Raw genomic sequence first — 22,466 nt, 5'->3', positions numbered from 1 at the left:
CCCGATGACGTGGCGAAGAATCTCAGTGGCGGAAGTGGCGGACGCCGGTGAACACCATCGCGATGCTGTGCTCGTCCGCCGCGGCGATCACCTCGCTGTCGCGCATCGAGCCACCCGGCTGGATCACCGCCCTGATGCCGGCGGCGGCGGCGGCGTCGATGCCGTCGCGGAACGGGAAGAAGGCATCGCTGGCCATCACCGAACCCTCGACCACGAGGTTCGCATCGGCCGCCTTGATGCCGGCGATGCGCGCCGAATACACGCGGCTCATCTGGCCGGCGCCGACACCGATGGTGCGATGGTCCTTCGCATAGACGATGGCGTTGGACTTCACGAACTTGGCGACCTTCCAGGCGAACAGCAGGTCGGTGAACTGCGCGTCGGTCGGCGCGAGTTTCGTAACCACCTTCAATTCGTCGCGTGTCACAACGCGGTCGTCGGCCGTCTGCAGCAGCAGGCCGGAGCCGATGCGCTTGGTGTCGATGAAGCCGGGCGAGGCAGCCGCCATCGGGATGCGCAGCACGCGCACGTTGGCCTTCTTCGTCGCGTAGTCGAGGGCGGCGGGCTCGTAGTCCGGCGCGATCAGGACTTCGACGAACTGGCGATCCAGGATGACCTTCGCCGTGGCCGCATCCAGCGTGCGGTTGAACGCGATGATGCCGCCGAACGCGCTGGTCGGGTCGGTGGCGTAAGCCAGCTCGTAGGCGTCGCCGCAGGCCACGCCTACCGCCACGCCGCAGGGGTTGGCGTGCTTGACGATCACGCACGCCGGCGCGTCGAACTGGCGCACGCATTCCCATGCCGCATCGCTGTCGGCGATGTTGTTGTAGCTGAGCTCCTTGCCCTGCAACTGCTCGAACGTGGCCAGCGAGCCGGGCGCGGGATACAGGTCGCGATAGAACGCGGCCTGCTGGTGCGGATTCTCGCCGTAGCGCAGGTCCATGACTTTGACGAAGCTGCCGTTCGCCTGCGCGGAGAAGGCGCTGCGCACCGGTACCGCGACAGAGGTATCGGTGATCGCGGACAGGTAGTTGCTGATCGCCGCGTCGTACTGCGCCACGCGGTTGAACGCCGCCACCGACAGCGCGAAACGGGTGTCCGCCGACAGCGCTCCATCGTTGGCGTCGAGTTCGGCCACCAGGCCGGCGTACTGCGACGGATCGGTCGCGACGGCGACGCGCGCGAAGTTCTTCGCGGCCGAGCGCAGCATGGCCGGGCCACCGATGTCGATGTTCTCCACCGCGTCCGCCATCGTGCAGTCGGCCTTCGCGGTGACCGATTCGAACGGATACAGGTTCAGCACCAGCAGGTCGATCGCGCCGATGCCGTGTTCGGCCATCACCGCGTCGTCGGTGCCGGCACGTCCCAGCAGTCCGCCGTGCACCTTGGGGTGCAGCGTCTTGACCCGGCCATCCATCATTTCCGGGAAGCCGGTGACGTCGGCGACATCGCGCACGGCCAGGCCCGCGTCACGCAGTGTCCTGGCGGTGCCGCCGGTGGACAAGAGTTCGACATCGCGCGCCGCCAGCGCGCGAGCCAGCTCGAGCAGGCCGGTCTTGTCGGAAACGGACAACAGCGCCCGACGCACGGGCTGGAGATCAGGAGTCATGGAGGACGACGGTGCGGAGCGGGGCGCGAATTATAACGCGCTGCAGCACGGCGTCCGGTGCCTCAGGCCAGCCCGTAATCCTTGAGCTTCTTGCGCAGCGTTGCGCGATGGATGCCGAGCATGGCGGCCGCGCGGCTCTGGTTGCCGTCGCAATGGTTCAGCACTTCCACGAACAGCGGGATTTCCATCTCGCGCAGCACGATCTCGTACACATCATCGGCTTCGCAGCCGTCCAGGTCGCGCAGGTAGCGGCGCACGGACTGCGCGACATGCTCGCGCAACGGCGGGCGCGACGCGGTGCGAGGCGTGTCCTGGCGTGTGGAGGCAGCGTTCAAACGGATCCCCTGGGCGCTACGGAAGCAGGTGCCGCCTTGTGCTTGTGGGTATTCGGCGGGGGGACGAGTCTAGCGCCTGATCGCGGCGCATGCATCCGCTTTTTTCATGAACCCGCGCGTTTAACGGAAGTCGAAGGAAAACGCGACGACGCTGGCGCTGGGCTCGCGTATGCGCACGGCGACCTGTGCACTCTGGCCGGGGCCGATGGCGGTGACTGCCTCGCCTTCGGCCAGGTATTCCTCTGGTCGCAGGGCGCGTGCGCCCAGCGTGCGCCCATCCGCATCCTTCAGCGTCAGCAGGATGATGGGCCAGCCCTGCGCCCAGCGCGCTTCATTGCGGAACGTGGCCTGCGCCAGCAAGGTGCCGGGCGTGTCCAGCAGCGGGCGGACGTCGCGACTGAGCATGGTGAACGCAGCGGGTTCGCGCCAGATCGGTACGTCGCAGCGGGCGATGCCGCACAGCGCAACGACGATGGGCCGCCAGCCGGCCTGCATCGCGAGCCTCGCGCGGTCCGCGACGATGACCTGCATGCACAGCAGCGCCGATAGCGCGGCGACGATGGCCCACTGCAGGCGCGCGCGCTTCGCATGCACCGGCGTGGTGCGTGTCCGATGAAGGAAGCGGGGCCCTGTCGCCTTGCGCGCGACGGGTACGTCGAGCGTGCTGGCGGTTGCGGTTGCGGTTGCGGGCGCGTGGGAACCAGCGGAGGCAGGATCGCGCGGCGTGATCGCGTCTTCGTCGATCGCAGGCGGGAGTGGTGGCGTCTCCTCGCCGATCATCTGGGCAGGCGCGTCCATCGACGGCGCGGACGTCGCAGGCGAGGCTTCCTGCTCACCCGCCGCTGCGTCGGATGCGTCCGGCCCCGATGCAGCCGATACGGGATCCGGCGCGGCGTGCAACAGAGTCACGAAGCTGGGGGCCGGCGTGGCGACATCATCCTTCGTGACCAGCGCCTTGCCGCAGCGCGGACAGTCCGCCGGCGTCGCGCCGGAGCGCGGATCGCGGGCGACAAGGAACTGGCAGTGCGGGCAGGCCGTGAACATGGCGGCTATTCAACCATGCTCGTCCGCGGGCGTGTTGTGACCGGCTGCGTCAGCGGCGGATGCCGTCGATGCGCATCCAGTCGCCGTCCTGCGTGGCGGACAGTGCATCGAACCAGGGGGCATAGCGGGCCAGCAGTTCGTCTTCCTGCCCCTTGAGGATGCCGGACAGCGCTATGCGGCCCCCCACCGCCACGCGCGCGGCGAGCACGTCGGCGAGGGCATCGAGCGCCGACGCGAGGATGTTCGCCACCACGACCGGATAGGTGGCGGCCGGTTCGTCATCCGGCAGGTAGACGTGGAAATGCGCATCGACACCGTTGCGTTGCGCATTGTCGGCGCTCGCCAGCAGGGCCTGAGGATCGTTGTCGACGCCGGTCGCGTGCGCGGCGCCGAGCTTCAGCGCGGCCAGTGCGAGGATGCCGGAGCCGCAACCGAAGTCGAGCACGCGCTGGTCCTGCAGCAGGCCCTCGCCCGCGAGCGTGTCCAGCCAGCGCAGGCACAGCGCCGTGGTCGGGTGCGTGCCGGAGCCGAACGCCAGCCCGGGATCGAGGCGCACGATCGCCGCATCGTCGCCCGCCTCCTCGGGCACCTCATGGTTCCACGGCACGATGAACGTGCGTGCGCCGAAGCGCATCGGCTTGAACTGGTCCAGCCATGCGCGTTCCCAGTCCTCGTCCTCGACCTTGCGGAAACCCGCCTGCGTCCAGTCGAGTCCCGGATCGAAGGCTTCCAGCGCGGCCAGCAACGTCAGCGCATCGGCGTCCGAATCGAACAGCGCAGTCAGCACCAGTGATTTCCACAGCGGCGTCTCGCCGACGCCGGGTTCCAGGATGGCGCGCTCGTTGCCGGTATCGGCGTCGGCATCCAGCAGGGTCACCGACAGGGCGCCCACGTCGTCGAGCGCATTCTCGTAGCGCGGCTGCTCGGCTTCGGTGCAGCGCAGGGAGAGTTCCAGGTAGGGCATGTCGGCCGGGCGGGGGAATGGACAGGCCGGGATTGTCTCACGCGACCGCGGCTGCCCCTCGCCTGCGCGTGATCGCGGTCAAGGACGCGCGTGCGCCGCGTTGTAAGGGGTGGCGGGCACCGGGATAATGCACGCGTGCCCCGGAAGCTGCTGCTGCCGATGATGCTGGTGGGCCTGCTGGGTGTGCTGGCGTGGATGCCGCTGCGCCAGGCGGGTTGGCTGCCGCATGCCGGAGGATCTGGAGAGGCCCCGGCCATTGCGCACGACGGGGATCCGTCCGCACTTGCGACACCGGACGCGATGCTGCGCCCCATGTCGGCGCGGACCGTGCCGGTCTTGTCGCCGTTGCGGCGCGCGTTCGAGGACAGCACCGACCTGTTCGCCTATTCGCGCGAACTCATGGTGCTCGCCGCGGCTGGAGATGCCGATGCCATGTGGCTGTTGAGCCTGGTGCAGGATCACTGCGCGGGCTACGCGGCCGATCCCGCAGGCTATGCGCAGGACACGCGCGTGATCGCCGGCCTGGGGCTGTCGAATGGTGCCGCGATGCTGTCCGCCCGCCAGCGCGTGCAGCAACGCTGCGCACGCTTCATGCCGGCGGACGGTTTCTCGTCGGCGACGGTCTTCACGCGTCGCCTGCAGGCGGCGCAGGCCGGCAGCGTGGCGGCGGAAGCCGCGCTGCTGGCGATGGAGCAGCCCTTGCGGGAAGGCGACGACTACCAGCGCGACCTGGTGCAGCGCGTACTCGATTCGGGCGATCCGTTCGCCTACCTGGCCATCGCGCCGGCGATGGGCACGATCGGCAGCGGCCGTCGCGACACGCTGGGCGAGGTGTCGGGCACTGAACTGACCGAGATCGCTTGGCGCGTGGCGGCCTGCCGGCTCGGCATGGACTGCAGCCCCGGCGGCACGATGATGACCAACTACTGCGTCAACGGCGGCATCTGCTCGCAGGACGAATCGCAGGATTTCACCACCTTCGCGCGCGATGCCGGTGTGCCGCGCCAAGGTCGGGACAACGTGGACGAGATGGTGGGCACGCTGCTGTCCCACCCGGGAGTGGAAGGATGAAATACAAGCGCACGCGGCCGGGAGCCAATCTCCTGGTCTGGGGTCTGGTGGTGGTGGCGTATGCCGCCGCGGCGGCAACGATCGTGATCGAAACACGCGACCCCGCGTTCCGCGATCTGTCGCGGGTGGGCCACATGACCATCCATGCGCCGGACGAGGCGCGCCGCCTCGGCGCCGCGCAGGTCGCCGCGCTGTATCGCGCGCGCAGCGGCACGCCGTTCTCGACGTTGGCGCCGGGCAGCACGATCAGGGTGGTCTGGCCCAACGGGTCGTCGGAAGTGGTGCGGATCACCGATCCGTCCTCGCCGCTCGGTGCCGTCCCGGTGCCCGGCACGCAACAGGCACCCGAGCGGTAATACGCCGCGTCGCCTCGTCCGAACGTTGAAACGCAAGTCGCCATCCCGGCCCTTCGTGCGTCTGGCGCGGCGAATCCTCAGACCAGCGAGATCGCCTTGTTCTTGCGTTCGGCCAGGCGCTTTTCCAGATAGTGGATGTTCTGGCCGCCGGCCTGGAAGCCCTGGTCGCGCATGATGCGTTGCTGCAGGGGGATATTCGTCTTGATGCCGTCGATGACCATCTCGCTGAGCGCGACGCGCATGCGCGCGATCGCGGTGTCGCGGTCCGGGCCGTGGACGATCAGCTTGGCGATCATCGAATCGTAGTTCGGCGGGACGCGATAGCCTTCGTAGATGTGCGTGTCCACGCGCACGCCGGGGCCGCCCGGCGGATGGAAATGCTGGATCAGACCCGGGTGCGGCATGAACGTGTCCGGGTCTTCCGCGTTGATGCGGCATTCGATGGCATGGCCGCGCAGCACGATGTCGGACTGCTTGATGCTCAGCTTGTGGCCGGCCGCGATGCGCAGCTGTTCGCAGACCAGGTCGATGCCGGTGATGCGCTCGGTCACCGGATGCTCCACCTGGATGCGGGTGTTCATCTCGATGAAGTAGAAGCGGCCGTCCTCGAACAGGAATTCGAACGTGCCGGCACCGCGGTAGCCGATGCGGATGCACGCTTCCACGCAGACCTTGCCGATCTCGTTGCGCAGTTCCTCGGTGATGCCGGGCGCCGGTGCTTCCTCGACCACCTTCTGGTGGCGACGCTGCATCGAGCAGTCGCGCTCGCCCAGGTGGATGGCGTTGCCCTGGCCGTCGGCGAGGACTTGGATTTCCACGTGGCGCGGATTCTCCAGGAACTTCTCCATGTAGACCTCGCCGTTGCCGAACGCCGCCTTGGCTTCCGACTTGGTGGTCTCGATGGCCGCCTTCAGCGCGCCTTCGACATGCACCACGCGCATGCCGCGGCCGCCGCCGCCGCCCGCGGCCTTGATGATCACCGGATAGCCGATCTCGCGCGCGATCCGGGTATTGGCGACGATGTCGTCGCCCAGCGGACCACCGCTGCCGGGCACGCACGGCACGCCGGCCGCCTGCATGGCGCGGATGGCTTCCACCTTGTCGCCCATCATGCGGATCGTGTCCGCCTTCGGGCCGATGAAGATGAAGCCGGACTGCTCCACGCGCTCGGCGAAGTCGGCGTTCTCCGACAGGAAGCCGTAGCCCGGATGGATGGCCTGCGCGTCGGTCACCTCGGCCGCGGCGATGATGGCCGGGATGTTGAGGTAGCTGTCCTTCGAGGCGGCCGGGCCGATGCAGACGGACTCGTCGGCCATGGCCACGTGCTTGAGGTTGCGGTCGACGGTGGAATGCACCGCGACCGTGCGGATGCCGAGGGTGTGGCAGGCGCGCAGGATGCGCAGCGCGATCTCACCCCGGTTGGCGATAACGACCTTGTCCAGCATGGTGCCGACCTCAGCCGATCACGAACAGCGGCTGGTCGAATTCGATCGGCTGGCCGCTGTCGGCCAGGATCGACAGCACGGTGCCGGACACGTCGGCTTCGATGGGGTTGAACATCTTCATCGCCTCGATGATCGCCAGCGTCTCGCCGGCCTTCACCGACTGGCCGACGCTGACGAAGGCAGGCTTGTCCGGCGACGGGGAGGCATAGAAGGTGCCGACCATGGGCGCGCGCACCACGTGGCCGTCGGGCAGGGCGTTGCCGGGCTTGGCGGTGCCGCCGGTGGAGGCTTCGGTCGGCGAGCTCATCGGCATCGGTGCCGCGGGGCGCGGTTCGGCGTAGGCCACGGGCGCCGGTGCGGCGGGTGCGGCATAGCCGCCCTTGGGCGTCCGCGCCAGGCGCACGGATTCTTCGCCTTCCTTGATCTCGATTTCGGCCAGGTTCGACTCTTCCAGCAGGTCGATGAGTTTCTTGATTTTGCGGAGATCCATGGGAGCCTCGTGGTTGAACATCGTTCCCCGCGGGGAACAGAGGAAAGTCAGGCGGGCAGCCGCTGCAGGGCGGCGTCCAGCGCGTAGCGGTAACTGTCCGCACCGAACCCGCAGACCACGCCGACCGCCTTGTCGCTGAAGTAGCTGGTGTGGCGGAAGGGTTCGCGGCTGTGCGGGTTGGACAGGTGGATTTCGATGAAGGGCAGCGCTACCGCCGCCAGCGCGTCGCGGATCGCGACGGAGGTGTGGGTGAACGCAGCCGGGTTGATCAGGATGAAGGCGGTGCCGTCGGTGCGGGCGGTCTGGATGCGGTCGACCAGAGCGTGCTCGGCATTGGACTGGAACCCCTCCAGCGCGTGGCCGGCGGCCTGCGCCTGCGCCGCGAGCGCCAGGTCGATGTCCGCCAGCGTCGTGTGGCCATAGACCTCCGGCTCGCGCGTCCCGAGCAGAGTGAGGTTGGGGCCATGCAGGACCAGCAGCTTCGCCATTCGGCTCTCCAGCGGAAGGCCGGCAGTCTGCGCGAACACGGCAATGCTGTCCAGTTCGCCGAAGTTTGCCTCGTTTTAAGCGCTTGTTTGATTCCTGGCGCCATTCGTGCCGATCAGGTCGAGGCGGGGCGACAAGGCGCGCCGGCAAGGCGGGTTTTTCAATTGATGGCGCACGATGACCGCCGTTTCGACGACGTAACGCGGCGTTGCTACTGCGCCCAGTCGCTGAGCTCGCCGTGCTGGAACGGGCCGATCTTCTGTCGCTCGACCCGGCCATCGGTGCCGATCAGTACGGTATACGGCAGCACGCCCTTGGCGTTGCCCAGCCAGACGCTGGCGTCGGCCGGGCCGGGTGTGTCCAGCACGATGGGATAGCCGACCGGCACGCGGGACAGGAAATCCCGCACCGCTTCCGGCGAGTCCAGCGCCAGGCCAATCACCTGCACGCCCTCTGCCCCCTGCGCCATCGCGAAGCGTTGCAGCTCGGGCATCTCCTCGATGCAGGGGCCGCACCAGCTGGCCCAGACATTGATCAGCAGCCGCTTGCCGCGGTAGTGGGCGGCGAGATCGACGATCTTGCCATCCAGTCCCGGCAACGCGATGGCGGGCATCGGATCGCCGATGGCCGCCGGCGTGACGCCTGGCGGCGGCGTCGGTGCCGTGGCGTTGATGGCGGCATGCAGGGCGCGCTCGCCCGGGCCGGTCCGCCACAGGGGGTTGACGTCTAGCCAGAGGCTGGCGAGCAAGCCCAGTCCGGCCGCCAGTGCGGCGACCGCCAGGATGCGCGGCGTGGTGGCCTTCATCGCGCCGCCCGTTCGAAGGCCTGGCGCACCGTGTCGTGGGTCAGCACGGTCGGCAGGACCTCGCCTTCGCCGCCGTTGCGCGGGTACATCACGTACAGCGGCACGCCGACGGCCTTGTGCTGTTCGAGGAAGGCGGTGATGGCAGGGTCCACGTTCGTCCAGTCGCCCGTCATCATCACGGCATCGTGTTCTGACAGCAGCTCACGGAACGCGTCGGTGTTCAGCACGGCCTTTTCGTTGGCCTTGCAGGTCACGCACCAGTCGGCGGTCATGTCGACGAAGACGATGCGGCCCTCCGCGCGCAGGGCGGCCAGGCGTTCCGCCGAGTAAGGCACGTGGCCGTCCGCCATCGGTGCTGCTGCCGTGCTCGTAGGCAACCGGTGCACCATCACCAGAGGTACCAGCGCGGAGGTCGCCAGCGCGAGTGCCAGCATGCGCTGAAGCGGTGCCGCGAAGCGCGCGCGCTGGAACCACCACAGCCCGAGCGCCAGCAACACTAGTCCGACCAGCGCCAGCCCCAGCGCATCGACGCCGCGCTGCTTGCCCAGCACCCACAGCAGCCATGCCGCGGTGAGGTACATCGGGAAGGCGAGTGCCTGCTTCAGCGTCTCCATCCAGGCGCCGGGGCGCGGCAGGCGATGTGCCAGCGCCGGCACGAAGCCGATCAGCAGGAACGGCAACGCCAATCCCAGGCCGAGTACCGCGAAGACCAGCAGTGCCAACGGCGTGGGCGCCGTGAAGGCGTACGCGAGTGCGATGCCCATGAAAGGGGCCGTGCAGGGGCTGGCCACGACCACCGCCAGTACGCCGGTGAAGAAATCGCCGACCGGGCCGCGACGCGACGCCAGCCCATGGCCGGTACCCGCCAGCCGGTGGCCGATCGCGAACACGCCCGACAGGCTCAGACCCACCGCGAACATCACATAGGCCAACAGCCCGACGACCCATGGCTGCTGCAACTGGAAGCCCCACCCGAGCGCGAGGCCGGCGGCCCGCAGCGCGAGGGCCAGCGCACCGACGGCGACGAAGCTGACCAGCACGCCCACCGTGTACCAGAGCGCGCGCTGTCGCGCGTCACCACCATCGCGCCCGCTCTCGGCCAGCGACAGCGCCTTCAACGACAGGATCGGCAGCACACACGGCATCAGGTTGAGGATCAGGCCGCCCGCCAGTGCCAGCGCGAGTGCGACGAGCAGTGACATGGCGCCGCCCTGGTTGCGTGCCAGCACGTCTGCCGGAGGAAGTGTCCGTTCGACGTCGGCCGCAACGGGTGAGGTCGTCGCGCCCGCGACGGGAACCGCGACCTGCGTGCTCGCGGGGGGCGTCTCGCTCGTCGGCAGCGCTGCGACGGCGGCGGGCGCCGGCACGTCCGGCATGGTGGCCGGCGTCACCGTACCGGCGGGGATCGACAGCTTCACCCGTCGCGTCATCGGCGGATAGCAGATGCCGTTGGTCTGGCAGCCCTGGAACGTGACGCGCAGAGTCGCCTGTGCGGCCTTTGCGTTCTCCCGCCTCAACGGCACCGGCACTTCGGCCTGGTCGAAGTAGACCGTGACCTCGCCGAAATGCGCGTCGCGGTGCGCCTTGCCCGTCGGCCAGCGTGGCGCCTGCAGGGCGATGCCCGGCGCGCCTCCCAGCGCCATCGACGTGCGGTCGCGGTAGACGTAATAACCGCGCGCGGGGGTGAAGCGCAGCAGCAGCTCGTTGCCGTTGAAGGCAATCGCCTCGAACGCGAACGCCTGTTCCTCCGGCAGCGGCAGTGCGTCCATGCCGGCCTGCGGCTGCTGGCCAAGCAGGCCGCCGGTGAGCGCACCGGAACCCAGCGGCACGAAGGCCTCGCCGGCGGCGGGCGGCAACGCCACCGTCAGCGTGCGCGTCTGCGGCGGGTAGCAGATGCCGGCGTCGGCACAGCCCTGGTACTTGATCTTCAGCGTGACGCGGTCGGTCGACGCCGTCGGCTGGCCGGGCAGGGTGGCGAGCAGCTCGCCGCGGTAGGTTTCGACGTCGCCGAAGAACTCGTCGCGGTAGGCCTTGCCCTTCGGCAACTGCAGGGGCCGCGCGGCGAAGCCGGGATCGGCGCCCACGCTGGTGCGATGCCGGTAGAGGTAGTAGCCCTCGGTGATCTTCCAGCGGATCTCGATCCTGTCGCGCGTCGGCGCGGTAGCTGTCAGCACGAACGCTTCGTCCACCGGCAGCAGGTCGTCCTGGGTGATCGCGGCGGAGGCGGCCGGCGCCAGCAGCGAGGTCAGGGACAGCAGCAGGAGGGAGAGCAGGGCGCGGATCGGCGTCATCGGATCACTCGGAGGCACGGGCGTGGGCCCGGGTTTCGGCGGCGACCCAGTCCAGGTAGGCGGGCAGGCCGGCGGCGGTTTCGACCGCCAGGATCTCCGGCAGTTCATACGGGTGGAGTTCGGCCAGGCGCGCCATCAGGTCCTCGCGGCGGTCGCCGGAGGTCTTGGCCAGCAGCTGGACCTCGGTCGCCTGTTCCACGTCGCCCTGCCAGCGGTAGGTCGAGACCACACCGGGCAACAGGCTGACGCAGGCGGCCAACCGCTCTTCCACCAGCGTCCGCGCCAGCCGCTGGGCGGTGTCGGCATCCGGGCAGGTGGAGAGGATAAGGAAGACGGGCATGGGCCGGCGATTATCGCAGACCGGCCCAGACGGCCCTGGCGAAAAAATTTTTCGACCGGCCCTTGAAAGCGCATGGCCCCCACCCAACATAGGACGGCATCCGGCGCTGCCGGGTTTTTGTGTCCGCGTCGTTGGCAGTCTCTCCCTGGGACTGCTAACATCGCCGCCCCTTTCCTAGTCCAATCAATCACTTAAGAGGATTGACATGAGCAACATCAAGCCGCTGTACGACCGCCTGGTGGTCAAGCCGATCGAAGCCGAAGAAACCTCCCTCGGCGGCATCATCATTCCCGACGCCGCGAAGGAGAAGCCCACCAAGGGTGAAGTCATCGCCGTCGGCGAAGGCAAGTTCGTCGAAGCCACCGGTGGCGTGCGCGCCCCGAAGGTCAAGGTCGGCGACAAGGTGATCTACGGCCAGTACTCCGGTTCCGCCTACAAGCAGGATGGCATCGAGTACAAGATCATCAAGGAAGACGACGTTCTCGCAATCCTCGGCTGAGCCGAGGCGGGATTGGGGATTGGGGGTTCGCAGTAGCGCAACCGCGTTGACGATCCCACTCCATCCGATTTCCCGCTGCCCGACGTTTCCCGAATCACTCATCACGAATTACGAATCACGGAGTTTTTCCAATGGCAGCCAAAGATATCCGTTTCGGTGAAGACGCCCGTACGCGCATGGTGCGCGGCGTGAACATCCTCGCCAATGCCGTCAAGGCCACCCTCGGCCCGAAGGGCCGCAACGTCGTGCTCGAGAAGAGCTTCGGCGCCCCGACCATCACCAAGGACGGCGTTTCCGTCGCCAAGGAAATCGAACTGGCCGACAAGTTCGAGAACATGGGCGCGCAGATGGTCAAGGAAGTCGCTTCCAAGACCTCCGACAACGCCGGTGACGGCACCACCACCGCCACCGTGCTGGCGCAGGCGTTCATCCGCGAAGGCTCGAAGGCCGTCGCTGCCGGCATGAACCCGATGGACCTGAAGCGCGGCATCGACCAGGCCGTGAAGGCCGCCGTCGAAGAGCTGAAGAAGCTTTCCAAGCCGACCGCCGACGACAAGGCGATCGCCCAGGTCGGCACCATCTCGGCCAACTCCGACAGCAACATCGGCGACATCATCGCCGAGGCCATGAAGAAGGTCGGCAAGGAAGGCGTGATCACCGTTGAAGAAGGCTCGGGCCTGGAGAACGAACTCGACGTCGTCGAGGGCATGCAGTTCGACCGCGGCTACCTGTCGCCGTACTTCATCAACAACCAGCAGTCGCAGCAGGTCGAATTCGACGACCCCTTCATCCTGATCCACGACAAGAAGGTCTCCAACGTCCGCGAACTGCTGCCGGTGCTCGAAGGCGTCGCCAAGGCCGGCAAGCCGCTGCTAATCGTGGCCGAGGAAGTGGAAGGCGAAGCCCTCGCCACGCTGGTGGTCAACACCATCCGCGGCATCGTCAAGGTCGCCGCCGTCAAGGCGCCGGGCTTCGGTGACCGCCGCAAGGCCATCCTGGAAGACATCGCCACGCTGACCAACGGCACGGTGATCTCCGAGGAAGTCGGCCTGCAGCTCGAGAAGGCCACCATCAACGACCTGGGTCGTGCGAAGAAGGTCGTGATCTCCAAGGAGAACACCACCATCATCGACGGCGCCGGCGATGCCGAGCGCATCCAGTCGCGCATCAAGCAGATCAAGGCGCAGATCGAAGAGACCTCTTCGGACTACGACCGCGAGAAGCTGCAGGAACGCGTGGCCAAGCTGGCCGGCGGCGTGGCCGTGATCAAGGTCGGCGCTTCGACCGAGATCGAGATGAAGGAAAAGAAGGCCCGCGTCGAAGACGCCCTGCACGCCACGCGTGCGGCGGTGGAAGAAGGCGTGGTCCCCGGCGGTGGCGTGGCGCTGATCCGCGCGCTGCAGACCATCGGCACCTTGAAGGGCGCCAACGAAGACCAGAACCACGGCATCCAGATCGCCCTGCGCGCCATGGAAGCCCCGCTGCGCGAAATCGTGACCAACGCCGGTGAAGAGCCGTCGGTGATCGTGAACCGCGTGAAGGACGGTTCGGGCAACTTCGGCTACAACGCCGCCAACGGCGAGTTCGGCGACATGATCGAGTTCGGCATCCTGGACCCGACCAAGGTCACGCGCTCCGCGCTGCAGAACGCCGCTTCGATCGCGGGCCTGATGATCACCACCGAAGCGATGGTGGCCGAGGCTCCGAAGAAGGACGAGCCGGCGATGCCGGCCGGTGGTGGCATGGGCGGCATGGGCGGCATGGACTTCTAAGAAGTCCGCTTCCCGCGTAACCGTTCCACGAAAACCCCGCCGCGAGGCGGGGTTTTTTTGTTTGCCGGTCAGGCCGCGAGGGCGCGCACCGCACGCAAGGCTGCATCCACTTCGTCCGGCGTGTTGACCAGACTGGGTGCAAGGCGTGCGTAGGTGACGGCATAGGGACTGGTGCTGGCGATGATGCGGCGCGCGAGCAACTGCTTCACCGCCTCGGTCGGCGCCATGCCGTCGATCTCGAAGGCGACCAGGCCTGCCGACAGCGCCGCAGCGCGCGGGGTGTGCATCTTCACCTTCGGCAGGCCAGCCAATCCCTGCTTGAGCTGGTCGTTCATCGCGGCGATGCGGGCGGCGACGCGCGGTCGCTGCATCTGCCGGTGCATGCGGAAGGCGGCTGCCATTGCCCATTGGTGCTCGAAGGCGTGGAAACCGCCGGGCGTCATCCGTGCGGCATTCGCGGGTCCAGCCGGCGGGCGATCTTCGGTCCACGCGTTGTAGCTTTCGATCTCGGTGAAATTGGGCACCAGGGGCCGCAGGCGGCCCCAGTTCGCCGCATTCGCCCACACCAGCGCGGTGCCGCGCGGCGCGAACATCCACTTGTGCGTGCCGGCGCAGAAATAGTCCGCTCCCATCGTGGCGACGGTATCGTCGACTGCGCCGAGCCCGTGCACGCCATCGACGACCAGCAGGGGCGGGTCGGGTAGGCTGCGCAGCATCGTGGCGATATCGCGGATCGGCAGGCGGATGCCGGTGCTGGAGTGCACCCACGTCACGCCCACCACCTTCGTCTGCGGGCGCATGGCGGCCTTCAGGTTGCCGACGATTTCGTCGACGCTGGCATCGCGTGCCTGCTTGAAGAGCGTGGCCTTCCGCATCGTCGCATTCGCGCGCGTCGTCGCCAGCCGGATCGACTCGTGGTGCGAATAGTGGTCGTGCACCGTGGTCAAGACCTCGTCGCCGGGTTGAAGCGGCAGCCCGTGATAGACCAGCGCCAGTCCTTCGGTCGTACTGCGCGCCAGGCATACCTCGTCGCCGCGCCCGCCCAGGTACTCCGCCACTTCCGTACAGACCTGCAGCGGCAGGTTGTGGGCATCGTCTTCGAACATCGCGCGCTCCACGAACAGGAACGGGTTGGCGTCGATGGCGCGCCGGTAGCCCTCCAGCGCGTCGCGCACCGGCGTGGGATGGCTGGCGATGAAGAACGACGCGAAATGCAGGTAGGCCGGATCCAGCGCGAACTGCGCGCGCACGGCCTCCCAGTCGGACAGGTCGGGCAGGGCGGGCGTCTGCGCGGCCAGCGCGGCCAGCGCAGGACCGGGCAGCAGCGTGGTGGCGGCGAACGCGGCGGGCGCCGCGAGCAGGTGTCGGCGGGACAGGGCCATGGTGCACCGGGACCGGTGGCGTCGCGGGATGCGACAACCGGGCCAACGCGATCGTGTGCCGCACTCGGCCACCGCTGGGCGGCGCGCGTGACAAGCGTTTCACGATGTTCCCTCTGCGCATGCGGGGGACGATGGACGTGCCATTCCAGGTTGCAGATGAAACATTCGCCAGTCCGCGAAAGGCGTGATATCTCTACTCTCCGATGAACCCGACCCGCGCCCGCTTCTGGTTTTGGTATTACCGCGAACCTACGGCGGAGACGGGGCTGCGTTCATTCTAGGTAGACACCAGAAGAATCCCCTTGAAGCCGCCAGCGAACCTGGCGGCTTTTTTGTTGACCCGGAGAACCCCCATGGCCCCCCACACCGACGACCTGCGCATCCGCAAACTCGATGAGCTGGTGACACCCGCCGCCGTGATCGGCGAGTTGCCCTGCGACGATGCCGTCTCGCAGACCGTCTCGGATGCGCGCAGTGCGCTGCACGACATCCTGCATGGCCGCGACGACCGCCTGATCGTCGTGATCGGTCCGTGCTCCATCCACGATCCCGCTTCCGCGATGGACTACGCGCAACGGTTGAAACCCCTGCGCGATGCGCTGGCGGACGACTTGGAAATCGTCATGCGCGTGTACTTCGAAAAGCCGCGCACCACGGTCGGCTGGAAGGGGTTGATCAACGACCCTGCACTGGACGGCAGCTTCGACATCAACCGCGGCCTGCGCCTGGCGCGCCGCCTGCTGCGCGACATCAATGCGCTTGGCCTGCCGGCGGGCTGCGAGTATCTCGACACCATTTCGCCGCAATACGTCAGCGACCTAGTGGCGTGGGGCGCGATCGGCGCGCGTACCACCGAGAGCCAGGTGCACCGGGAGATGGCCAGCGGCCTGTCGTGTCCGGTCGGTTTCAAGAACGGCACCGACGGCAACGTGAAGATCGCCGTGGATGCCGTGGGGGCGGCGTCGCATCCGCATCATTTCCTGGCGGTGACGAAAGAAGGACGTTCCGCCATCGCCGCGACGGCGGGCAATCCGGATTGCCACGTGATCCTGCGCGGCGGCAAGACGCCCAACTACGATGCGGCCAGCATCGAAGCGGCCAGCCAGGTGTTGGCGAAAGCTGGCCTGCCGACACGCCTGATGGTCGATGCCAGCCACGCGAACAGCGGCAAGAATCCCGACAACCAGCCCGCGGTGATCGACGACATTGCCCGCCAGATGGCGCAGGGCGAGGCGCGCATCGTCGGCGTGATGGTGGAAAGCCACCTGATCGGTGGCCGCCAGGAGCTCGTCGAACAGCAACCCCTGCGTTACGGACAGAGCATCACCGATGGTTGCCTCGGATGGGACGACTCGGTCGCCGTCCTGGAGCGGCTGGCGGCCGCAGTCCGCTTCCGCCGCGAGCACGCCGTCTCGCGCGCTGCATGACAGGCCCCGGCGCGCCAAGGATCGGCGCCAGGGTGGACGGGTTGCACGGATCCTGACGCGGGCCGCTAATATCCCCGCTGCAAGCCATTGATTAATGTGACTTTCTCACGTTTGTGGACGCAGCGCCTGAGGGAGACAGGCCATGCGGGGCATATGGGAAAGGCTGCGGCTGTGCTGGGCGTTGCCCCGTGCGGACGAGGAAGCGAACCGGGTGTTGCTGGGACGGCGGCTGCGCGCGCTGTTCCGCGTCGTGCCCTGGTACGTGGCGTCGAACTTCTACACGGCAGGCGGTGTGCTGTGGGTCATGTGGCCTTTCATCGATGCGCGTGGCGCGTGGCCCTGGTTCGCATGCTTCACCGCTACCCATCTCGGGTGGGGCTGGCATGCCGTCGTTTGCGCGCGACGTGCGCAGCGTGCCGGCGAAGCATCACTGCGACACCGTGACCTGCACGTGGGCGTGCTCTGGTGCGCGCTGTGTGCGCTGGCGTGCGGGTCGGGCATCTATCTGGGGGCGCCGCTCGCCGGCAGCGACGGCAGTCGCCTGCTGCTCAGTGCCTACACGCCGGGGCTGATCGCGACGGGCGTGCTGGCGGGCATCACCATGCCCATCGTGTCCTTCACCTGGATGTCGATCCTGACCGTGTCGGCCTGCCTGATGGTGGTGCGGCTCGATTTCCTCGCGCAGGGCACGACGGTCACGCTGCTGTGCTGTTACGCCGTGATGCTGTCGATCGCATTGCTGTTCGCCTCGCACCTGTTCGTGCGCCGCGTGGAAGCCGAGCTGGCCGCGGACCGGCAGGGGCAGATCGTGGGCCTGTTGCTGCGCGACTTCGAAAGCAAGGCAAACGACTGGCTGTGGGAAAGCGACCGCGACGGTGTCCTGACCCGCGCGGGCCATCGCCTGGTGCACCTGCTGGGGCGGGGCCAGGCCGAGCTGGTCGGTCAGCGGCTCGACGGCCTGTTCGCGCAGCAGCGACTGGTGGCGGTGCAGGGCGATGGAAACAGCATCGGTCCCGACGCACTGCGGTCGCGCCTGCGAACGGGGGCGGCGTTCACCGGGGTAGTGATGGAAGCCAAGATCGAGGGCCGGCCGCGCAGCTGGATGCTCAGCGCGAAACCCTTGTGCGCACCCGATGGCGAGTGGGTGGGATGGCGCGGCGTCGGCTGCGACGTTTCCGATGCCCGCCTGCGGGAAGCCGAGTCGCTCGCGCGGGAACGGCACCTGCATCATCTCGCCCACCACGATCCGCTGACAGGACTGCCCAACCGGCGTGCGTTCCTGGCGGCGCTGAAGAAGGAGCGCAGCGGACCGCATGCCGTCGCGATGATCGACCTGGACAACTTCAAGACGATCAACGACAGCCTCGGGCACACCACGGGCGACCAGGTGCTGTGCATCGTGGCAGGGCGCCTGCGGCAGGTGTGCCGTCAGGGCGACCTGCTGGCGCGGCTGGGCGGGGACGAGTTCGCCATGCTCCTGCGCGGCCTGCCCGTGCAGGGCGCGGAAGACGAAGTGCATGCGCGCCTGTCGCCGGTGCTCGAGATGCTCAGGATCCCGGAACAGATCGCGGATTACCGGGTCGACGTGCGCGCCAGCATCGGCGCCTCGCAGCCGACCGATGCGGCCGACAGCGGGGAGCTGCTGCGCCAGGCGGACAACGCCCTGTATGCGGCCAAGCGCGAGGGGCGCGACATGCTGCGGCACTATTCGCCGCGGATGAGCGAGCGGCTGCAGGAGCGGCTGGCCATGGTCAGCGACCTGGCGATGGCCGCACATGCTGGCCAGCTCGAACTGGACTACATGCCGGTGCTGGCGGCCGACGACCAGCGCATCCGCGGCTACGAGGCCCTGTTGCGCTGGCGGCACCCATTGCATGGGCGCATCGCCCCGATGGACTTCATCCCGGCGGCGGAGGAATCCGGCCTGATCCTCCCGATCGGTCTATGGGTCCTCGAGCGTGCCTGCCGCGACGCGATGTGCTGGAGCGCGGACACCACGCTGGCGGTCAACGTTTCCCCGGTCCAGCTGGCGTCTCCGACGCTGGTGGAGTCGGTGCTGGACATCCTGCACCGGGTCGGCATGCCGCCTGGCCGGCTTGAGCTGGAGATCACCGAATCGGTGCTGGCGCGCGACCCCGCCGCGGCACGCCATGTGCTCGAGCGGCTGCGTGCAGCGGGCATCCGCATCGCCATCGACGATTTCGGCGTCGGTTACTCGTCGATGGCGCAGCTGCGCGAGCTGCCGTTCGACAGCATCAAGCTGGACAAATCGTTCGCCGCCGCCCTGCTGAAGGACGGCGCACGCCACATGAACACGTCGATCATCGCGTCGGTGATCCAGCTGGCCGGCGCCATGCGGCTCACCGTGACGGCGGAAGGCGTGGAAACACTGCGGCAGTTCGAGCTGCTGCGCGCGCTGGGATGCACCCAGGTCCAGGGATACCTGTTCGGACCGCCTGGTCCGATCGTCGCAGGGCCGCCCGTACCGCAGGCTGCCGCGGAGTGACTTCCGGCAGGTGCAGGTGGTGACGGCTGGCAACTGATTCCATGCTAGGCGACGACGACACTGGCCGCACGTCCCCTCGCTACCGGAGCCCACCATGAACTGCATCGCCCGTCGCACGCTGTGCCTGTCAACCCTGCTGGTCGCCGCCGTCCTGCCCGCGCATGCGGCCGACCTGACCGTCGTGCTGCGCGACGTGCGCGCGCAGACGGGCGTGATCAAGGTGGCGGTCGTCGATTCCCAGGCCGGCTGGGATGGCCAGGCCAAGCCGGTACAGGCCGACGGCGCGCCACCGCGCGGCGACACCGCCACGTTCGTGTTCAAGGGCCTGGCGCCGGGCGCCTACGCCGTGCTGGTGACCCACGACGAAAACGGCAACGGCAAGCTCGACAGCAACATGATCGGCATGCCGGTCGAAGCGTACGGCTTCAGCAACAACCCGCGCGTGATGCGCAAGCCGACCTGGGACGAAGCGCGCATCGCCATCGGCGCGCAGGACGCCGCCATCGACATCGCGCTGCGCTGAGGACCCAGGCCATGGATCGCCGCCGTTTCCTGCGCAACCTCCTTTCCGGCGCGACAGCGCTGGCCATCGCGCCCGCGTTCCTGCGTGGCGAAGAAGCCTTCGCCGGCGACCCTGCCCGCTTCGCCGCCGCCCTGCGCGAGCAGCCGTGGCTGGCCGGGTGGACCTCCGTGCAGTCCGAAACGCTCGGGCCTGCCACCGTGCAGATCGAGGGGCGTCTGCCTGCGGGCTTCGCCGGCACGCTGTATCGCAACGGACCCGCCTGGACCGAGCGCGCGGGCTTCCGCTACGAACACTGGTTCGATGGCGACGGCATGGTGCACGGCTGGCGATTCGACGGCGACGGCACGTTGCGCCACCATGCGCGCATGGTCGCCACGCCCAAGTTCACCCGCGAGCAGAAGGCAGGCCGCTTCCTCTATCCCGTCGCGGGCACGTCCATCCCGGACATGCAGCCGATCCGAAACAACGACGATGCGAACACCGCCAACACCTCCGTGACGATGATCGATGGGCGCCTGTTCGCGCTGTCCGAAGCGGGATCGGCGTTCGAACTGGATCCGGACGATCTGGCGACGCTGGGCCCCGTGACCTGGCGCCCGGACCTGGCGGCGATACCGTTCTCGGCCCATCCGCTGAAGGATCGCGACGGCTCGTCGTGGAACTTCGGTTCCATCGCGATGATGGGCGGCAACGGCCTGGTGGTCTGGCACATCGGCCGCGACGGGACGCTGGCGTCGGCCGATGTGCTGGAGACGCCGGTGCCGGGTTACCTGCACAGCTTCGCGATGACCGATCAGCATCTAGTGTTCGCGCTCATCCCGTTCCGGTATCTCGAAGGCAAGGGTGCGTTCTTCGAGCGCCTGCGCTTCCGGCCCGACCAGCCGCTGCGCATCGCCGTCGTCGACAAGGCCACGCCGTCGCAGGCGCGCTGGTTCGAGGCCGACTTCGCCGCCATCTACCATTTCGGCGACGCGCGCGAACACAAGGGCCGCATCACGGTCCGCGCAGTGCAGCACCTCGACCTGGAAGAAGCGCGCTCGCCCATGAAGGCCGCCATGAACGGGAATGCACGGGGCGATGCGCACGGCGGCAAGGGTCCGCTTCGCGAGCTGGTGCTGGACCTGCGCACCGGCAAGGCGCACTGGCAGGACACCGGCATCGTGGGCATCGAGTTCCCCGTGTTCGATCCGCGGACACCCTCGCGGGACGCCGCGCGTCTGTATGCCCCGATCCATGCCGACGGATCCACCGCGCCGTACTTCAGCCGCATCGGTGCGTTCGATCTCGCGCGCGACCGGCGCCAGATGCACGACTACGGTCGCGACGTGCTGGTCGAAGAACACCTGTTCGTCCCGCGCCCCGGCAGCACGCGTCCCGACGACGGCTGGCTGGTCGGCACCCTGCTCGACGCGGCGAAAGGCTGCAGCGGCATCGCTGTACTCAATGCGCGGCGGGTCGACGACGGTCCGCTGGCGCAGGCGTGGCTGCCGTACACGGTGCCGCTCGGCTTCCACGGTCATTTCGCCGCAGCGCTTTGATCCTTGGGCCGGGCGCGGAGGCGGCGTCGCGTGCGGATGGAAGGGCACCCCGACGCACCACAGGCTGGCGCTGGCTCGCACGCTCAGCATTCGCGCGCGCCCGACCCGCGCGCCCTGTTCAGGTAAATGGAGTGAAGAACGTAACCGAAATTCTCTTTGCCCACCTGAGAATTGGTCTGATATCGGTAACACGCCGCAACAGCGAGGGTTTTGCTCGCATTCATATATGTGACATCACGTCACAAAAGGGTGAACCCGCGGGTTCTGTTTTGCAGTGCAGCGTGCAACACCCGTAACACGCCCTTCACGATGGCCCCGCATCCCGACGTGGGGGAGGGAGCAAGCCCGCAATGGCCTAGCCGTTGCGGGCTTTTTTATTCCCGCGCCGCAGGCATCAGGACCCAGGGCCAGGAGAGTCCCGAGCTGCGCGGCCGTAGCCCCCGGCGCTCCTTGACCCGGCAGCGTCGCCCAGCGCCTTTCCCGTAGCCGAGAGGCTCGCGCCGGGCCGGGGCCGGCCGGTGAAAGCGGCTAGAATGACCTCATGGCCGATACCCCCGCTCGCGTGATTCCCCTCCAGGTCGTCAGTTCCGTTCCCGCACCGCTGGAAACGGGCGCCAAGCAACTCGGCAACGACAAGATCGGGCGTTCGCCGGTGCAGTTCGCCGATGCGCCCGTGTTGCGCAAGCCGTCGTGGATCCGCGTGCGCATCCCGTCCGATGGTTCGGTGGCCAAGCTCAAGGCCAAGCTGCGCGAAAACCGCCTCGTCACGGTGTGCGAGGAGGCCAGCTGCCCGAACATCCACGAGTGCTTCGGCCACGGCACCGCCACCTTCATGATCCTAGGCGAGGTATGCACGCGGCGCTGCTCGTTCTGCGATGTCGCCCATGGCCGGCCCAAGCCGCCGGATGCGTCCGAGCCGCTGAGCCTGGCCAACACGGTCGCCGACATGGGCCTGAAGTACGTCGTGGTGACCAGCGTTGACCGCGATGACCTGCGCGACGGCGGTGCCCAGCACTTCGTCGACTGCATTGCCGCCATCCGCGCGCATTCGCCCGCCACGCGCATCGAGATCCTCACCCCCGACTTCCGCGGCAAGGGCCGCATGGACCGCGCGCTGGAGATCCTGGCGGTCAATCCGCCTGACGTGTTCAACCACAACATCGAAACCGTGCCGGACCTGTATCCGAACGTCCGCCCCGGCGCCGACTACCAGTGGTCGCTGACCCTGCTGCAGCGCTTCAAGCAGCAGCACCCGCACCTGCCGACCAAGAGCGGCATCATGCTGGGGCTGGGCGAGACCATGGAGCAGGTCCAGGGCACGCTGCGCGACCTGCGCGCGCACGACGTCGACATGGTCACGATCGGCCAGTACCTGCAGCCGACGCCGCACCACCATCCGGTGCTGCGTTACTGGACGCCCGAGGAGTTCAAGGCCCTCGAGGACTACGGCAAGGCGCTGGGCTTCAGCCACGTCGCGTCAGGACCGCTGGTGCGTTCCTCGTATCACGCCGACCAGCAGGCGGCGCAGGCCGCCTTCACCGCACAGCACGCGGGCTGAACGCGCCGGCGCGGTCGCCGTCGCG

At 68.0% G+C, this 22,466-nt stretch carries 20 protein-coding genes; 9 read left to right on the top strand and 11 right to left on the bottom strand.

Features of this window, described 5'->3' with window-relative positions:
• Nucleotides 1-22: 22 nt before the first annotated feature.
• The 4 genes from purH to prmA all read right to left on the bottom strand — a co-directional run bounded on the left by purH (nt 23) and on the right by prmA (nt 3,952).
• Nucleotides 23-1,609: a bifunctional phosphoribosylaminoimidazolecarboxamide formyltransferase/IMP cyclohydrolase gene (gene purH / locus Q0907_RS17345; RefSeq protein ID WP_299347115.1), complete on the bottom strand. Its 1,587-nt coding sequence runs from the start codon at nt 1,607-1,609 to the stop codon at nt 23-25.
• Nucleotides 1,610-1,671: 62 nt separating this feature from the next.
• Nucleotides 1,672-1,944 carry a DNA-binding transcriptional regulator Fis gene (fis, locus tag Q0907_RS17340; RefSeq protein WP_296281938.1) on the bottom strand — a complete coding sequence of 91 codons (273 nt, stop codon included), beginning with the start codon at nt 1,942-1,944 and terminating at the stop codon, nt 1,672-1,674.
• Between the two features lie 120 nt (nt 1,945-2,064).
• Nucleotides 2,065-2,988, bottom strand: a complete 924-nt coding sequence (locus Q0907_RS17335) for a DUF3426 domain-containing protein (RefSeq protein WP_299347113.1) — start codon at nt 2,986-2,988, stop codon at nt 2,065-2,067.
• A gap of 49 nt (nt 2,989-3,037) precedes the next feature.
• Entirely contained in the window at nt 3,038-3,952 is a 915-nt protein-coding gene (prmA, locus tag Q0907_RS17330; RefSeq protein ID WP_299347111.1) for a 50S ribosomal protein L11 methyltransferase, read from the bottom strand.
• Between the two features lie 135 nt (nt 3,953-4,087).
• Here prmA and Q0907_RS17325 point away from each other — a divergent pair, with 135 nt between their 5' ends.
• Complete coding sequence (locus tag Q0907_RS17325; RefSeq protein WP_299347110.1) at nt 4,088-5,023, top strand: hypothetical protein; 936 nt, start codon at nt 4,088-4,090, stop codon at nt 5,021-5,023.
• Nucleotides 5,020-5,379, top strand: a complete 360-nt coding sequence (locus Q0907_RS17320; protein WP_296281945.1) for a hypothetical protein — start codon at nt 5,020-5,022, stop codon at nt 5,377-5,379. Before Q0907_RS17325 ends, Q0907_RS17320 begins: the two co-directional genes overlap by 4 nt.
• A 77-nt stretch (nt 5,380-5,456) precedes the next feature.
• On the opposite strand, the gene accC is transcribed toward Q0907_RS17320, so the two are convergent.
• The 6 genes from accC to cutA form a co-directional block, all read right to left on the bottom strand.
• Nucleotides 5,457-6,824, bottom strand: coding sequence for an acetyl-CoA carboxylase biotin carboxylase subunit (accC, locus tag Q0907_RS17315; RefSeq protein ID WP_296281948.1), 1,368 nt, complete (start codon nt 6,822-6,824; stop codon nt 5,457-5,459).
• Between the two features lie 10 nt (nt 6,825-6,834).
• Complete coding sequence (accB, locus tag Q0907_RS17310) at nt 6,835-7,314, bottom strand: acetyl-CoA carboxylase biotin carboxyl carrier protein (RefSeq protein WP_296281950.1); 480 nt, start codon at nt 7,312-7,314, stop codon at nt 6,835-6,837.
• A gap of 47 nt (nt 7,315-7,361) precedes the next feature.
• Complete coding sequence (gene aroQ, locus Q0907_RS17305; protein WP_299347108.1) at nt 7,362-7,802, bottom strand: type II 3-dehydroquinate dehydratase; 441 nt, start codon at nt 7,800-7,802, stop codon at nt 7,362-7,364.
• A gap of 209 nt (nt 7,803-8,011) precedes the next feature.
• Nucleotides 8,012-8,605: a TlpA disulfide reductase family protein gene (locus Q0907_RS17300; RefSeq protein WP_299347106.1), complete on the bottom strand. Its 594-nt coding sequence runs from the start codon at nt 8,603-8,605 to the stop codon at nt 8,012-8,014.
• Complete coding sequence (locus tag Q0907_RS17295) at nt 8,602-10,896, bottom strand: protein-disulfide reductase DsbD (protein WP_299347104.1); 2,295 nt, start codon at nt 10,894-10,896, stop codon at nt 8,602-8,604. The genes Q0907_RS17300 and Q0907_RS17295 overlap by 4 nt, the downstream gene beginning before the upstream one ends.
• 4 nt (nt 10,897-10,900) lie before the next feature.
• Nucleotides 10,901-11,236: a divalent-cation tolerance protein CutA gene (cutA, locus tag Q0907_RS17290; protein WP_299347103.1), complete on the bottom strand. Its 336-nt coding sequence runs from the start codon at nt 11,234-11,236 to the stop codon at nt 10,901-10,903.
• Between the two features lie 205 nt (nt 11,237-11,441).
• On the opposite strand from cutA, the gene Q0907_RS17285 reads away from it, so the two are divergent.
• Entirely contained in the window at nt 11,442-11,735 is a 294-nt protein-coding gene (locus tag Q0907_RS17285; RefSeq protein WP_093301702.1) for a co-chaperone GroES, read from the top strand.
• A 131-nt stretch (nt 11,736-11,866) separates the two neighbouring features.
• Nucleotides 11,867-13,507, top strand: a complete 1,641-nt coding sequence (groL, locus tag Q0907_RS17280; protein WP_055939743.1) for a chaperonin GroEL — start codon at nt 11,867-11,869, stop codon at nt 13,505-13,507.
• A gap of 68 nt (nt 13,508-13,575) precedes the next feature.
• Here groL and Q0907_RS17275 read toward each other — a convergent pair whose 3' ends face one another.
• Nucleotides 13,576-14,889, bottom strand: coding sequence for an aminotransferase class V-fold PLP-dependent enzyme (locus tag Q0907_RS17275; protein ID WP_299347101.1), 1,314 nt, complete (start codon nt 14,887-14,889; stop codon nt 13,576-13,578).
• Nucleotides 14,890-15,242: 353 nt separating this feature from the next.
• On the opposite strand from Q0907_RS17275, the gene Q0907_RS17270 reads away from it, so the two are divergent.
• The 5 genes from Q0907_RS17270 to lipA all read left to right on the top strand — a co-directional run bounded on the left by Q0907_RS17270 (nt 15,243) and on the right by lipA (nt 22,441).
• A complete protein-coding gene (locus Q0907_RS17270) occupies nt 15,243-16,316 on the top strand; it encodes a 3-deoxy-7-phosphoheptulonate synthase (RefSeq protein ID WP_299347099.1) in 1,074 nt (357 codons plus the stop codon).
• 142 nt (nt 16,317-16,458) lie between these two features.
• Nucleotides 16,459-18,822 (top strand): EAL domain-containing protein, encoded by a 2,364-nt coding sequence (locus Q0907_RS17265; RefSeq protein ID WP_299347097.1) that lies wholly within the window; start codon nt 16,459-16,461, stop codon nt 18,820-18,822.
• 94 nt (nt 18,823-18,916) lie between these two features.
• Nucleotides 18,917-19,345, top strand: coding sequence for a DUF2141 domain-containing protein (locus Q0907_RS17260; protein ID WP_299347095.1), 429 nt, complete (start codon nt 18,917-18,919; stop codon nt 19,343-19,345).
• Nucleotides 19,346-19,356: 11 nt separating this feature from the next.
• The gene (locus Q0907_RS17255; protein WP_299347094.1) at nt 19,357-20,883 is read left to right on the top strand and encodes a carotenoid oxygenase family protein; all 1,527 of its coding nucleotides are present in this window, start codon (nt 19,357-19,359) and stop codon (nt 20,881-20,883) included.
• Nucleotides 20,884-21,424: 541 nt separating this feature from the next.
• Nucleotides 21,425-22,441 (top strand): lipoyl synthase, encoded by a 1,017-nt coding sequence (gene lipA / locus Q0907_RS17250; RefSeq protein ID WP_299347092.1) that lies wholly within the window; start codon nt 21,425-21,427, stop codon nt 22,439-22,441.
• Nucleotides 22,442-22,466: the final 25 nt, after the last annotated feature.

The organism is uncultured Pseudoxanthomonas sp., assembly GCF_947498795.1.
GTDB lineage: Bacteria > Pseudomonadota > Gammaproteobacteria > Xanthomonadales > Xanthomonadaceae > Pseudoxanthomonas_A.
Note: the sequence above shows the minus strand (reverse complement) of the source record. Positions and strands in the feature narration are given on the sequence as shown.

Coding starts and splice junctions, on each gene's coding strand:
- Q0907_RS17275 (WP_299347101.1), bottom strand. CDS start 14,889: ATGGCCCTGTCCCGCCGACACCTGCTCGCGGCGCCCGCCGCGTTCGCC.
- Q0907_RS17265 (WP_299347097.1), top strand. CDS start 16,459: ATGCGGGGCATATGGGAAAGGCTGCGGCTGTGCTGGGCGTTGCCCCGT.
- Q0907_RS17335 (WP_299347113.1), bottom strand. CDS start 2,988: ATGTTCACGGCCTGCCCGCACTGCCAGTTCCTTGTCGCCCGCGATCCG.
- Q0907_RS17260 (WP_299347095.1), top strand. CDS start 18,917: ATGAACTGCATCGCCCGTCGCACGCTGTGCCTGTCAACCCTGCTGGTC.
- Q0907_RS17295 (WP_299347104.1), bottom strand. CDS start 10,896: ATGACGCCGATCCGCGCCCTGCTCTCCCTCCTGCTGCTGTCCCTGACC.
- purH (WP_299347115.1), bottom strand. CDS start 1,609: ATGACTCCTGATCTCCAGCCCGTGCGTCGGGCGCTGTTGTCCGTTTCC.
- cutA (WP_299347103.1), bottom strand. CDS start 11,236: ATGCCCGTCTTCCTTATCCTCTCCACCTGCCCGGATGCCGACACCGCC.
- accC (WP_296281948.1), bottom strand. CDS start 6,824: ATGCTGGACAAGGTCGTTATCGCCAACCGGGGTGAGATCGCGCTGCGC.
- accB (WP_296281950.1), bottom strand. CDS start 7,314: ATGGATCTCCGCAAAATCAAGAAACTCATCGACCTGCTGGAAGAGTCG.
- lipA (WP_299347092.1), top strand. CDS start 21,425: ATGGCCGATACCCCCGCTCGCGTGATTCCCCTCCAGGTCGTCAGTTCC.
- prmA (WP_299347111.1), bottom strand. CDS start 3,952: ATGCCCTACCTGGAACTCTCCCTGCGCTGCACCGAAGCCGAGCAGCCG.
- Q0907_RS17270 (WP_299347099.1), top strand. CDS start 15,243: ATGGCCCCCCACACCGACGACCTGCGCATCCGCAAACTCGATGAGCTG.
- Q0907_RS17255 (WP_299347094.1), top strand. CDS start 19,357: ATGGATCGCCGCCGTTTCCTGCGCAACCTCCTTTCCGGCGCGACAGCG.
- Q0907_RS17320 (WP_296281945.1), top strand. CDS start 5,020: ATGAAATACAAGCGCACGCGGCCGGGAGCCAATCTCCTGGTCTGGGGT.
- aroQ (WP_299347108.1), bottom strand. CDS start 7,802: ATGGCGAAGCTGCTGGTCCTGCATGGCCCCAACCTCACTCTGCTCGGG.
- Q0907_RS17300 (WP_299347106.1), bottom strand. CDS start 8,605: ATGAAGGCCACCACGCCGCGCATCCTGGCGGTCGCCGCACTGGCGGCC.
- groL (WP_055939743.1), top strand. CDS start 11,867: ATGGCAGCCAAAGATATCCGTTTCGGTGAAGACGCCCGTACGCGCATG.
- Q0907_RS17285 (WP_093301702.1), top strand. CDS start 11,442: ATGAGCAACATCAAGCCGCTGTACGACCGCCTGGTGGTCAAGCCGATC.